This is a genomic window from Nakamurella flava, from assembly GCF_005298075.1.
Taxonomy (GTDB): domain Bacteria; phylum Actinomycetota; class Actinomycetes; order Mycobacteriales; family Nakamurellaceae; genus Nakamurella; species Nakamurella flava.
The window spans coordinates 478,376-490,015 of record NZ_SZZH01000001.1; the positions used below are offsets into that span (position 1 = coordinate 478,376).

Annotated in this window: 11 protein-coding genes; 9 read left to right on the top strand and 2 right to left on the bottom strand. The window is 71.7% G+C overall.

What is annotated here, in order from left to right:
• Positions 1 to 4: 4 nt before the first annotated feature.
• Entirely contained in the window at positions 5 to 562 is a 558-nt protein-coding gene (locus tag FDO65_RS02225; RefSeq protein WP_137447850.1) for a M23 family metallopeptidase, read from the bottom strand.
• 365 nt (positions 563 to 927) lie between these two features.
• On the opposite strand from FDO65_RS02225, the gene rpsB reads away from it, so the two are divergent.
• From rpsB to FDO65_RS02265, 8 genes are all read left to right on the top strand, one after another.
• A complete protein-coding gene (gene rpsB, locus FDO65_RS02230; RefSeq protein ID WP_137447851.1) occupies positions 928 to 1,839 on the top strand; it encodes a 30S ribosomal protein S2 in 912 nt (303 codons plus the stop codon).
• A 182-nt stretch (positions 1,840 to 2,021) separates the two neighbouring features.
• Positions 2,022 to 2,849, top strand: coding sequence for a translation elongation factor Ts (tsf, locus tag FDO65_RS02235; RefSeq protein ID WP_137447852.1), 828 nt, complete (start codon positions 2,022 to 2,024; stop codon positions 2,847 to 2,849).
• A 116-nt stretch (positions 2,850 to 2,965) separates the two neighbouring features.
• The gene (gene pyrH, locus FDO65_RS02240; protein ID WP_137447853.1) at positions 2,966 to 3,724 is read left to right on the top strand and encodes a UMP kinase; all 759 of its coding nucleotides are present in this window, start codon (positions 2,966 to 2,968) and stop codon (positions 3,722 to 3,724) included.
• Positions 3,725 to 3,784: 60 nt separating this feature from the next.
• Positions 3,785 to 4,342, top strand: a complete 558-nt coding sequence (frr, locus tag FDO65_RS02245) for a ribosome recycling factor (protein ID WP_137447854.1) — start codon at positions 3,785 to 3,787, stop codon at positions 4,340 to 4,342.
• Positions 4,343 to 4,415: 73 nt separating this feature from the next.
• A complete protein-coding gene (locus FDO65_RS02250; protein WP_137447855.1) occupies positions 4,416 to 5,270 on the top strand; it encodes a phosphatidate cytidylyltransferase in 855 nt (284 codons plus the stop codon).
• Between the two features lie 52 nt (positions 5,271 to 5,322).
• On the top strand, positions 5,323 to 6,066 hold the full coding sequence (locus tag FDO65_RS02255) for an alpha/beta fold hydrolase (protein WP_137447856.1): 744 nt from the start codon (positions 5,323 to 5,325) through the stop codon (positions 6,064 to 6,066).
• A 41-nt stretch (positions 6,067 to 6,107) separates the two neighbouring features.
• On the top strand, positions 6,108 to 6,974 hold the full coding sequence (locus tag FDO65_RS02260) for an ABC transporter ATP-binding protein (RefSeq protein ID WP_240757372.1): 867 nt from the start codon (positions 6,108 to 6,110) through the stop codon (positions 6,972 to 6,974).
• Complete coding sequence (locus FDO65_RS02265; protein WP_205849729.1) at positions 6,950 to 8,536, top strand: hypothetical protein; 1,587 nt, start codon at positions 6,950 to 6,952, stop codon at positions 8,534 to 8,536. The genes FDO65_RS02260 and FDO65_RS02265 overlap by 25 nt, the downstream gene beginning before the upstream one ends.
• A gap of 70 nt (positions 8,537 to 8,606) precedes the next feature.
• Here FDO65_RS02265 and FDO65_RS02270 read toward each other — a convergent pair whose 3' ends face one another.
• Positions 8,607 to 10,145 (bottom strand): coiled-coil domain-containing protein, encoded by a 1,539-nt coding sequence (locus FDO65_RS02270; RefSeq protein ID WP_137447858.1) that lies wholly within the window; start codon positions 10,143 to 10,145, stop codon positions 8,607 to 8,609.
• Positions 10,146 to 10,332: 187 nt separating this feature from the next.
• Between FDO65_RS02270 and FDO65_RS02275 the strand changes: the two genes are divergently transcribed.
• Positions 10,333 to 11,532, top strand: coding sequence for an acetyl-CoA C-acetyltransferase (locus FDO65_RS02275; protein ID WP_137447859.1), 1,200 nt, complete (start codon positions 10,333 to 10,335; stop codon positions 11,530 to 11,532).
• The last annotated feature ends 108 nt before the right edge of the window (positions 11,533 to 11,640 follow it).

The following is an 11,640-nucleotide window of genomic DNA, read 5'->3' on the forward strand; positions in this document are numbered from 1 at the left end:
GCCCTCACGGGTCGGTCCACGGCCACAGGCGCACCGGCCACGTCCCGAGCAGCAGCAGCGGGTCGAGATAGACCCGGTCCGGCAGACGTGCGCCCCAGTGCAGACAGTCCAGGCCCGGACAACCGGCATGGCCGGCATCCAGCGTCCCGATGACATCCCCGGCGGTCACCCGGGCACCCGCGGCCACGGCCGGAGTCAGCGGTTCGTAGGTGGTCCGCAGCCCGCCCTCGTGCTCGATCGACACCACCGACCGACCGGCCACGGACCCGGCGAAGACGACCGTGCCCGACCCGGCGGCCCGGACCGGACTGCCGGCCGGAACGGCGAGGTCGACCCCACGATGACCGGGACCGAAACGGTGTTCCGGCGCGAAGAAGGGGGTGACGACCGTGAGGGGCAGCGGGACCGGGGAGCGAAACCCGTTGTTGGACAAGGACTCTGCGGCGGTCTCCAGTGATGGACGGGAGGCCGCCACCGCGGCGGCGGATGCGCCGGTTGCGCTGAGCGTCGCGACCACGGTCAGCAGGGCCGCGATACTCCGGCCGGCGCGGATGGACACCATGGCGGGCACTCTGCCGGGTGCTCACCTCGACGGCGGGTCACCCTTCGACGGTGGGGACGGATGCGCGGGGATGGGGACAGCTCCGGCGGTGGCACCGGGCCTGGCCGCCAGGGAGTAACCTGGACCGGCAGCCTGCGCGAGCGGGCTGACTTCGCACGCCCTGGGAGCCGTCCCGACAACCGCCGTTCTCGGTGGAGTCGCCACGGCCGGGGTGCACCGAGGTCCTGGTCCCGGCGGATGCCGGTCCCGGGTGGTGCGCACCGAGGGCGTCAGGGCTCGCCGCCACCCGGCGCCGGGCGACAACCGCAATCGCGCCGCGGTGCCGATGGGCCCGCGCGCGCCAGAAGGAAAGGACGCGCGCCCACATGGCCGTCGTCACAATGCGCCAGATGCTGGATGCCGGTGTCCACTTCGGACACCAGACCCGGCGCTGGAACCCGAAGATGAAGCGTTACATCCTCACGGATCGCAACGGCATCTACATCATCGACCTCCAGCAGACGCTGTCCTACATCGACCGCGCCTACGAGTTCGTCAAGCAGACCGTCGCCCACGGCGGCACCGTTCTCTTCGTCGGCACCAAGCGCCAGGCCCAGGAGGCCATCGCCGAGCAGGCGACCCGCGTCTCCATGCCGTACGTCAACCAGCGCTGGCTGGGCGGCATGCTCACCAACTTCTCCACCGTGCACAAGCGTCTGCAGCGCCTCAAGGACCTCGAGGCCATGGAGACCAGCGGCGAGTTCGCCGGTCGCACCAAGAAGGAGGTCCTGCTCCTCACCCGTGAGAAGGAGAAGCTGAGCAAGACCCTCGGTGGCATCCGCGACATGGCCAAGGTGCCGTCCGCGGTGTGGATCGTCGACACCAAGAAGGAGCACATCGCCGTCGGCGAGGCTCGCAAGCTGAACATCCCGGTCGTCGCGGTGCTCGACACCAACTGCGACCCGGACGAGGTCGACTACCCGGTCCCGGGCAACGACGACGCCATCCGCTCCGCCGCGCTGCTGACCAAGGTCGTGGCCGAGGCCGTGGCCGAGGGTCTGCTGGCCCGCTCCGGTGGGGGTGCCTCCGGTGCCGCCACCGCCGAGGAGCCGCTGGCCGAGTGGGAGCGCGAGCTGCTCGCCTCCGGTCAGGCCGAGGCCGCCGCGGCTGACGCGCCGATCGCCGACGTACGCGGCGAGAGCGAAGCCGCTGCCGTGGCCGCCAACCAGGTCGAGGCCGACGCGGCTGCCGGCGTGACCGAGGTCGTCGCCAACGAGCAGTCGGGCGCCAACAACTGATGGCCGGCCGGTCCGTCCCGGTGAATTCCGGGGGCGGGCCGGCCTGCCCATACCCGGCCCCTGAACGGTCCGGGCCACCATGGGCTGCGCGTCTGCGCCGTCGGCTCGACGGGCGGGCACCAGCCAGACCAGCATCGTCCACCGTTTCGCGTGGACACGAGCAGACAAGGATTGCGCCGACCATGGCGAACTTCAGCGCGGCTGATGTCAAGCGGCTCCGTGACCTCACGGGCGCCGGAATGATGGACTGCAAGAAGGCTCTGGACTCCTCGGACGGGGATTTCGAGAAGGCCGTCGAGGAGCTCCGCATCAAGGGAGCCAAGGATGTCGGCAAGCGCGCCGAGCGGACCGCCGCCGAGGGCATGGTCGCGGCCTCCGGCAACGCGCTCATCGAGCTGAACTCCGAGACCGACTTCGTCGCCAAGAACGACGAGTTCCAGCAGCTCGCCACCAAGATCGCCGCCGCCGCGGCCGGTCTGCAGGGTCAAGCCGACGTCGCGTCGCTGCTGGCCGCCCCGCTCGAGGGTGGCACCGTCGAGGACGCGATCAACGCGCTCTCGGCCAAGATCGGCGAGAAGCTGGTCCTCAACCGCGTCGCCCGTTACGACGGCGACACCGCGGTCTACCTGCACAAGCGGTCGGCCGACCTGCCGCCGTCGATCGGCGTGCTGGTCTCCTACACCGGCACCGGTGACGAGGCCGCCGAGGCGGCCCGCGGTGCGGCGATGCAGATCTCCGCGCTCAAGGCCAAGTACCCGACCCGGGACGCCGTTCCGGCCGAGGTCCTGGAGTCCGAGCGGCGCATCGCCGAGGCGACCGCCCGCGAGGAGGGCAAGCCGGAGGCGGCGCTGCCCAAGATCGTCGAGGGTCGCGTCAACGGCTTCCTCAAGGAGTCCGTGCTGGTCGAGCAGGCTTCGGTCCGCGACAGCAAGCAGACCGTCGGCAAGGTGCTCGACGCCGCCGGCGTGACCGTCACCGACTTCGTGCGCTTCGAGGTCGGCACCGCCTGATCGGTGGACCGTGGCCGGCCCGGACCCCTCTCGATGGTGGTCCGGGCCGGCCCGACCGGCAGGATGGAGGCGCCGCTCGTCGCGGCGCCGTGCTCGACGTCGACTGGAGGATCCGGATGTCCGAACTGAACCCTCGACGCCCCTTCCGGCGGGTGCTGCTGAAACTGGGCGGCGAGATGTTCGGTGGCGGGGACGTCGGCGTCGACCCGGACGTGGTGTCCACCGTCGCCGACCAGATCGCCGATGTCGCCGCCGACGGGGTGCAGGTCGCGGTCGTCATCGGTGGTGGCAACTTCTTCCGCGGCGCCCAGCTGCACGAGCGTGGGATGGACCGTTCCCGCGCCGACTACATGGGCATGCTCGGCACGGTCATGAACTGCCTGGCGCTGCAGGACTTCCTCGAGCGCGAACACGATCTCGACACCCGCGTGCAGACCGCCATCACCATGGGCCAGGTCGCCGAGCCGTACATCCCGCGGCGGGCCGAACGGCATCTCGAGAAGGGCCGGGTCGTCATCTTCGGCGCCGGCGTCGGCATGCCGTACTTCTCGACCGACACCACGGCCGCGCAGCGCGCGCTGGAGATCGGCGCCGAGGTCGTCCTGATGGCCAAGGCCGTCGACGGCGTCTACGACCGTGATCCCCGCAAGTTCGACGACGCCACCATGTTCACCGAGATCACCCACCGTGAGGTGCTCGAACGGGGCCTGCAGGTGGCCGACGCGACCGCGTTCAGCCTGTGCATGGACAACGACATGCCGATCATCGTCTTCAACCTGCTGGTGAACGGCAACATCGACAAGGCCGTCCGCGGGGCCGCCATCGGCACGCTGGTGCACACCCCACGTCCCGCCGTCGGCCGGTCCGACGCCTAGGGTGACCGAGAGCCGTTCCCCGACGCTCGGCACGACATCTCTGCAGGAAAGGTACTGGGCATGATCGACGAGACGCTCTTCGACGCCGAGGAGAAGATGGAGAAGGCCGTCTCGGTGGCCAAGGACGACCTGGCCACCCTGCGGACCGGCCGGGCCAACCCGAACATGTTCGGGCGGGTGAGCATCGACTACTACGGTGCGCCGACCCCGCTGACCCAGATGGCGACCATCACCATCCCCGAAGCCCGCATGGCCGTCATCAAGCCGTACGACGCCAGCCAGCTCTCCGCCGTCGAGAAGGCCATCCGCGATTCGGATCTCGGTGTCAACCCCAGCACCGACGGCATCGTCATCCGGGTCGTCTTCCCGCAGCTCACCGAGCAGCGGCGGCGTGAGCTCGGCAAGACCGCGCGCGCCAAGGGCGAGGATGCGAAGGTCTCCATCCGCAACATCCGCCGGAAGGCCAAGGAGACCCTCGACAAGCTCGTCAAGGACGGCGAGGTCGGCGAGGACGACGTCACCCGGGCCGAGAAGGAACTGCAGTCGACCACCGACCGCTACGTCGGACAGGTCGACGAGCTGGTCAAGAACAAGGAAGCCGAGCTGCTGGAGGTCTGAGGGCCCGGATCGGTCGGGGACCACCCGGCGCCGCCTCGACCCACCTCCCGCAGATCGGATCCGCACCCCGACGATGAGCGCCGACCCCGCCACCCCCGCCGACCCGCCGCGGTCGTCCCGCGCCGGTCGCAACCTGCCCATGGCCCTGGCCGTCGGGCTGGGTCTGGGTGGCGTCATCATCGCCGCCCTGCTGGTCTACCGGCAGCTGTTCGTGGTGATCGTCGCGGCCGCGGTGGTGACGTCCGTCTGGGAACTGCACCAGACCCTGAGCAAGGCCCGCGGTATCCGGCTGACCTGGGTGCCGCTGGCCGTCGGGGCGGCCGCCACCGTCGTTCTGGCGTGGCCGTACGGCCACACCGCCCAGGGGCTCGGCGTGGCGTTGACCGTCCTGGCCTGCATGGGGTGGCGGTTCGGGCGCGGCGCCGACGGCTACCTCGCCGACGTGGCGGCGTCCAGCTTCGTCGCTGTCTACCTCGGGCTGTTCGCCAGTTTCGCGACGATGATGGTCGCGCCCCCGGACGGTCCCGGCCGGATCCTCACCTTCCTCATCATGGTCGTCGCCTCCGACACTGCCGGCTACGCCGCCGGTGTGCTGTTCGGCAAGCACCCGATGGCCCCGACGATCTCGCCCAAGAAGTCCTGGGAGGGGTTCGCGGGGTCGGTCACCGGTGCCATGATCGGCGGCGCGCTGTGCCTGAGCCTGCTGCTGCACGGCAGCTGGTGGCACGGCCTGATCAGCGGGCTCGTCGTCGCCGTCGTCGCCACGGGCGGTGACCTGGCCGAATCGCTCATCAAGCGGGACATCGGGGTCAAGGACATGGGCACGCTGCTGCCCGGTCACGGCGGCATCATGGACCGGATGGATTCGCTGCTGCCCTCGGCCGTGGTGACCTGGCTGCTGCTCAGCGTGTTCGTCCCGATCGCCTGACCCGGCCGTTCGGCTCCGGCCCACCGGAGGCCCGCTGCGGCAGGATCGGACCATGACTCCGCCCCTGGTCCTGGTGCACGCGTTCCCGCTCGACTCGCGGATGTTCGACCCGGTTCGCGCCGACCTCGCCGCCGTGACGACACTGCTCACCCCCGACCTTCCCGGTTTCGGCACCGGTCCGGCCCTGCCGGACGGCGCACCCAGCCTCGACGCCGCGGTCGACACGGTGATCGCCGCCCTGGACGCCCAGGGTATCGACCGGGCGATCATCGGCGGGGTCTCGCTCGGCGGGTACGTCGCCCTGGCCCTGGTGCGCCGCTTCCCGGAGCGGGTGGCCGGGTTGCTGCTCGTCGACACCCGGGCCGGGGCCGACGACGACGCCGCGCGGCACCGTCGGCTCGACGTCGCCGACCGCGCCGACCGGGGTGACGTCGCCCCCGGGGCCGACGCGGTCACCCCGCTCCTCGCACCCGGGACCGCGGCCGACGTCCGGGACCGCCTGGCGGCCATCGTCGACGAGGTCCCGCCGGCCACCATCGCCTTCACCCAGCGCGCCATGGCCGCCCGCGCCGATTCGTCCCTGCTGCTCGGCCACACCGACGTGCCGGTGCTGGTGATCGTGGGAGAGCTGGACACCGTCACCCCGCCGGCCGTGGCCCGCCACATGGCCGATGCCGCGCCCCGCGGTGAGCTGAACGAGATCCCCGGGGTCGGGCACCTGCCCCCGGCCGAGGACCCGGCCGAGTTCGTGGCACTCGTCCGTCGGTGGATGCACGAGGTCTTCCCGACCGGCTGACCCTTCGGACCGTAGGCGGGGGCGTGTGCCACAGTGTTGGCATGACCGAGAAGAGTGAGAGGTCGTTCATGGGTGGGGATCCACTTCTCGACCAGCAGCTGCCGTCCTACCCGGGGGCCGACGGTCTGATCGCCGCCACCCACGGCGAGGCCGTCGTCCTGCGCGGGCTGACCAAACGGTACGACGGGCGCGCCGTCGTCGACGACGTGTCGCTGGACGTGCCCAAGGGATCGTTCTTCGGGCTGGTCGGGCCGAACGGGGCCGGCAAGACCACGACGCTGTCGATGGTGACGGGGCTGCTGCGACCGGACGCCGGACGCGCGATCGTCGCCGGGGCCGATGTGTGGTCGGACCCGGCCACGGCCAAGGCGCGGATGGGGGTGCTGCCGGACGGCCTGCGGTTGTTCGAACGCCTCTCCGGCGCCGAGCTGCTCAGCTACCTCGGTCGGTTGCGGGGTATGCCGGCCGCGACCGTCCAGAGCCGCGCGGACGAACTGCTGCGGGTCCTGGACCTCGAGGGCGACAGCACCAAGCTGGTCGCCGACTACTCCACCGGCATGCGCAAGAAGATCACCCTGGCCGCCGCCCTGCTGCACTCCCCGCCGGTGGTACTGCTGGACGAGCCCCTGGAGGCCGTCGATCCGGTCTCGGCCCGGGTGATCCGTACCGTGCTGGCCCGCTACACCGCGGCCGGCGGCACGGTCGTGTTCTCCTCGCACGTCATGGCCCTCGTCGAGGCGCTGTGTTCACACGTCGCCGTCATGGCGCACGGGCGGGTGGTCGCCTCGGGCGACATCGCCAGCGTGCGGGGCGACGCGGCGAGCCTGGACGACGCCTTCATGCACATCGTGGGCGCCTCCGACGTCGGGGAAGGGGGGCTCGAATGGTTGGGGTCTTCGCCAGTCTGAAGTGGCGGTTGGTGACGAGCCGGCTGCGCGCCACCTCCGGGGGCACCCGGGTCGGGATCATCGTCGGCCTGGGCGTGCTGGTCGTCGTACTCGGGTTCATCGTGTTCGGCCTGGTCTCACTGCGCCTGGTCCCGCAGGTCGCGCAGACGTTCGTCGTCACGCTGTTCGTGCTGCAGGCGGTCGCCTGGGCGATCGCCCCGATGGTCGCGTTCGGGGTCGACGAGACGGTCGACCCGGCCAAGTTCTCGCTGCTGCCGCTCCGGGCCCCGACGCTGCAACGCGGCCTGCTGGTCGCCTCCCTGATCGGGCTGCTGCCGGCCTGCAACCTCGTCGTCCTGTTCGGGGCCGCTCTGGCCATCAGCGATCCGTGGTCGGTGCTGCCGATCGCCCTGGTGGCGGCGATCCTGCAACTGCTGTTGTGCGTCGTCCTGTCGCGGGCCCTGTCGACCTCCCTGTCGGCCCTGATGTCCAGCCGTCGCGGCCGGGACCTCGGCCTCATCGTCGGCGTCGGCATCTTCGCCCTGTACATGGGCTTCACCTGGACCCTGAACCGGGGCGACGGGGCCGGTCTGGCCACCGGCGCCACGGCGCTGGCCTCGGCGTTGGCCTGGTCGCCGCCCGGCGCGCTGGCCCGGTTGCCGCTGCTGGTCGCGCAGGGCGCCTGGATCGAGGTGGGGGCTGCCGTGCTGGTCGCCGCGGCCGGGTTGGGGCTGGCCTGGTGGTGGTGGTCGGCCGCCCTGCGGCGCAGCCTGACGACGGTGCCGTCGGTGACGTCCAGCTCCGCGCCGGCCGGCGAGCACCAGTCGACGGCGGTCGGCGTCGGCCTGCTCGGCACCGCCCGGGTCGTCGCCCAGCGGGATCGGCTGCTCATCTGGCGGGACCCGATGCGCCGGGCCGCCTGGCTGGTGCTGCTCGTGCTGGCCATCGGCTGGCCGTTCATCGTCATCGGCCATTCGGGGGCCCTGTACGCGGTGACCCTGGCCGCGCTGCTGGTCGGGGCGCAGGCCGGCAACATCTACGCGATTGACGGGTCAGCGCTCTGGCTGCACATGATGATCATCGCCGACCGTACGAAGGCCCGGGGTGAGGCCCTCGGCCACGCCCTGGCCGCGGGCGTTCTGGGCATCGTCGTCGTCCTCGTCTCGCTGGTGGCCCTGGCCGCCGTCTACGACGACTGGGCCCTGCTGCCCGGCGCGATCGGCCTGTGCCTGTCCGCGGTGCTCGGCAGCCTGGCCGTCGCGCTGTACCTGTCGGCCCGCCTGCCGTACGCCGTGCCGCAGAGCCGGAAGTCGATGTTCGCGTCCAGCGTCGCGGGGCAGAAGGGACGCACGGCGGTGGCCACGCTGTCGCTGATGGTGGGCGGTGCCGTGCTCGCCCTGCCGGCGGCCGGGTTCGTCCTTGCCGCACACGTCGTCGACCCGATCTGGGGCTGGGTGGGCCTGGTGGTCGGGCCGGTCGTGGCGTTCGCCGCGGTCTGGTTCGCGCTGGGACGCACGGCCGACCTGTTCCTGGAGACCGAGCCGGAGATCCTCGACGTGGTCCGGGCCGGCGACCGGGTCTGACCACCGTCTGCCGCTACGGAATGAGCCCCGACCGGTGACCCGGTCGGGGCTCTTTCCGTGAGGCGAGCGGTCAGCGGCGGCTGATCGGGGTGGCGCCGTCGCGCCGGGAATCCTTGCCCTGCTGACGCGGCAGCTCGGACGCCGTCGAGGACAGGTGCTCCTCGGTGACGGCCGGGAAGGTGTCGGTGACCTCGGAGTCCGCGGGCGTTCCGACGGCCGGCAGCGAGGACCCGGCGGGCGGGCCGGAGCTCACGGCCGACGGGGTCGTCGCGTCCTGCTGCGCGCCGTCCTCGGCCCCCGGACCGTCGACGCCGACCTGGTTCCACGGCGCACTGGCGTCCGCGCTATCGAAGTCCTCCGGCAGGCCGGTGGGCCGGGCGGCCGGGTCCGCCGGGAAGTCCGCGGTGACCGGACGGCCCTGCTCCTGCGCCGGCGGCTCGATGACCGCGGGTGCGGTCCGGACGAGTTCGTCGATCCGACCGAGATGACCGCGCAGATCGGTGAGCTGACCGAGGATGCGTCCCCGCAGATCCGACAGCTGGTCGATGGCCTGATCGGCCTCGGTCACCCGCTGGTGCGACTCGGCCGCGGCGCGCCGGACGAGATCCGCCGACCGGGCGGTCGCCTCGGCGACGAGCCGCTCCGCCTCGGCCTCGGCCTCGGCGACCCGCTGCTTGGCGTCCGCGACCGACAGTTCCTCGCGTTCGGTGAGCCGCTGGTGCGCCTCGTTGCGACGGGCCGCGATCGCGATCTCGAAGTCCTCGGCGACCTGCTTGCGGTACGCGGCGCCCTCGGAGTCCAGCCGCTGCCGTTCGGCGTCGGCGGCCGCGGTGAGCGATTCGGCCTCGGCACGGGCGGTGCTGACCAGCCGTTCGGCCTCGGCGCGGGCCGCACCGAGGGTGCTGGCCGACTCGGAGCGGGCCGCGGTCACCGTCTGCTCGGCCTCGGTGCGGGCGGACTGCAGGGTGTTGGTGGCCTCCGTGCGGGCCGCGGTCAGCGTGCTGTCCGCCTCCGCACGGGCCGAGCCCAGAGTGGCCTCGGCCTCGGTGCGAGCCGAGGTGACCAGCCGGTCGGCCTCCGCGGCCGCGGCGGACACCATATTGTGGGCATCGCGGTTGGCGGCGGCGCGGGTGTTCTCGGCATCCGTCCGGGCCTCGGTGACCAGTTGGTCCACCTGCTCGGCCAGCTGGCGCCGGGTGCGCTCGCGTTCGCTGTCGAACGCCTCGCGTTCGGAGTTGGTGCGGGCGGCGATCGCGGCGGCCGAGCCGCGTACCTGCTCGGCGTCGCTATTGGCCCGGGCCCGGATCTCGGCCGCCTCGTCCTCGGCCAGCCGGATCATGCGTTCCATGCGGTTGGACAGACCCGCCATGGACACCGGTTCCCGGGCCATCTGGTCCAGCTGCGCGCGCAGGTGGTCGACCTCGCCCTGGGCGTGGGACAGCTGCGCGGTCACCTCGGACAGCCGCTGGTTGGTCGCGTCGCTGTTGGCGGTGGCGATCCGCAGGTCGTACTCGAGCCGTTCCAGATGCGCCGTGACCTGGTCCGGTGCGTATCCCCGGCGGACCAGATCGAACGGGATCTGGGCCGGCATCCATTCGTTGGAACTCATCGGCCCATCGTTCCACTCCGGCGTCCCCCCGGCCGACAGGCGAGGCCGAACAGGTCGTTCCCGGCGGCCCACCCATTTGTGAGCTAGCTCACAGTAGTCGGCGCATTTGCCCTGATCGGGTCGTTCTGACGGTCCGCCGGCCGGCGGCGTGAGCCATGGTTAGCAACTGCGAGCTACGTTGCTAACCATGGCATCAACGGTGATCGTGGCGGGGGCTCGCACCCCGATGGGACGCTTCAACGGTGCGCTGGCGTCGGTGCCGGCCACCGAACTGGGTGGCACGGCGATCCGTGCCGCGCTCGAGCGGGCCGAGGTGCCCGCCGGCGACGTGGACTACGTGATCATGGGCCAGGTCCTGCAGGCCGGCAGCGGTCAGATCCCGGCCCGCCAGGCCGCGGTGGCCGGCGGCGTCTCCATGGACGTGCCCGCGGTCACCGTCAACAAGGTCTGCCTGTCCGGTCTGTACGCGATCGGCCTGGCCGACCAGCTCATCCGCGCCGGCGAGTTCACCACGGTGGTGGCCGGCGGTATGGAGTCGATGACCCAGGCCCCGCACCTGCTGCCGAACTCCCGTGCCGGGTTCAAGTACGGCGACATCACCATGGTCGACCACCTCGACCATGACGGTCTGCACGACGTGTTCACCGATCTGCCGATGGGTCAGCTCACCGAGGCCGAGAACGACCGCGTCTTCGTCTCCCGCGCGGACCAGGACGCGTTCGCCGCCCGCTCCCACCAGCTCGCCGCCGCCGCCGTCAGCTCCGGCGTCTTCAAGGCCGAGATCGAGCCGGTCGTCGTCAAGGGTCGCAAGGGCGACACGGTCGTCGAGTCCGACGAGGGGATCCGTCCGGACACCACGGTCGAGACGCTGGCCAAGCTGCGTCCGGCCTTCCGCAAGGACGGCACCATCACCGCGGGCACCGCGTCGCAGATCTCCGACGGCGCGGCCGCCGTGGTCGTCATGGACCGCGACACCGCGCAGGAGCGGGGACTGGACTGGATCGCCGAGATCGGCGCCTACGCCACCATCGCCGGCCCCGACTCCACCCTGCAGGACAAGCCCGCCCGGGCCATCGCCAAGGCCTGCCGCAAGGCCGGTATCGACCCGAAGGACCTCGACCTGGTCGAGATCAACGAGGCGTTCTCCGCCGTCGCGCTGGCCAGCATCCGCGAGCTGGGCCTGGACGAGGACAAGGTGAACGTCAACGGCGGGGCCATCGCGCTCGGCCATCCGATCGGTGCCTCCGGGGCCCGCATCCTGCTGCACTTGGCGCTGGAGCTGCAGCGCCGCGGTGGCGGCACCGGCGTCGCCACCCTGTGCGGTGGCGGCGGACAGGGCGACGCCGTCCTGATCACCGTGCCGAAGACGGGCACCCTCACCCGCTGACGCCCCTGCGCCGGGTGGTGGTCGGGCGGGCCTCCCGTCCCGCCACCACCCGGCCGGGGTAGACCCTGAGCCCGCTTTCCGGTGGCGTCCGGGTGATCCCGGATCATT

What these genes read in the sequence shown, in the direction of transcription:
- FDO65_RS02225 (WP_137447850.1), bottom strand. Translation starts at nt 562, where the DNA reads ATGGTGTCCATCCGCGCCGGCCGGAGTATCGCGGCCCTGCTGACCGTG.
- rpsB (WP_137447851.1), top strand. Translation starts at nt 928, where the DNA reads ATGGCCGTCGTCACAATGCGCCAGATGCTGGATGCCGGTGTCCACTTC.
- tsf (WP_137447852.1), top strand. Translation starts at nt 2,022, where the DNA reads ATGGCGAACTTCAGCGCGGCTGATGTCAAGCGGCTCCGTGACCTCACG.
- pyrH (WP_137447853.1), top strand. Translation starts at nt 2,966, where the DNA reads ATGTCCGAACTGAACCCTCGACGCCCCTTCCGGCGGGTGCTGCTGAAA.
- frr (WP_137447854.1), top strand. Translation starts at nt 3,785, where the DNA reads ATGATCGACGAGACGCTCTTCGACGCCGAGGAGAAGATGGAGAAGGCC.
- FDO65_RS02250 (WP_137447855.1), top strand. Translation starts at nt 4,416, where the DNA reads ATGAGCGCCGACCCCGCCACCCCCGCCGACCCGCCGCGGTCGTCCCGC.
- FDO65_RS02255 (WP_137447856.1), top strand. Translation starts at nt 5,323, where the DNA reads ATGACTCCGCCCCTGGTCCTGGTGCACGCGTTCCCGCTCGACTCGCGG.
- FDO65_RS02260 (WP_240757372.1), top strand. Translation starts at nt 6,108, where the DNA reads ATGACCGAGAAGAGTGAGAGGTCGTTCATGGGTGGGGATCCACTTCTC.
- FDO65_RS02265 (WP_205849729.1), top strand. Translation starts at nt 6,950, where the DNA reads ATGGTTGGGGTCTTCGCCAGTCTGAAGTGGCGGTTGGTGACGAGCCGG.
- FDO65_RS02270 (WP_137447858.1), bottom strand. Translation starts at nt 10,145, where the DNA reads ATGAGTTCCAACGAATGGATGCCGGCCCAGATCCCGTTCGATCTGGTC.
- FDO65_RS02275 (WP_137447859.1), top strand. Translation starts at nt 10,333, where the DNA reads ATGGCATCAACGGTGATCGTGGCGGGGGCTCGCACCCCGATGGGACGC.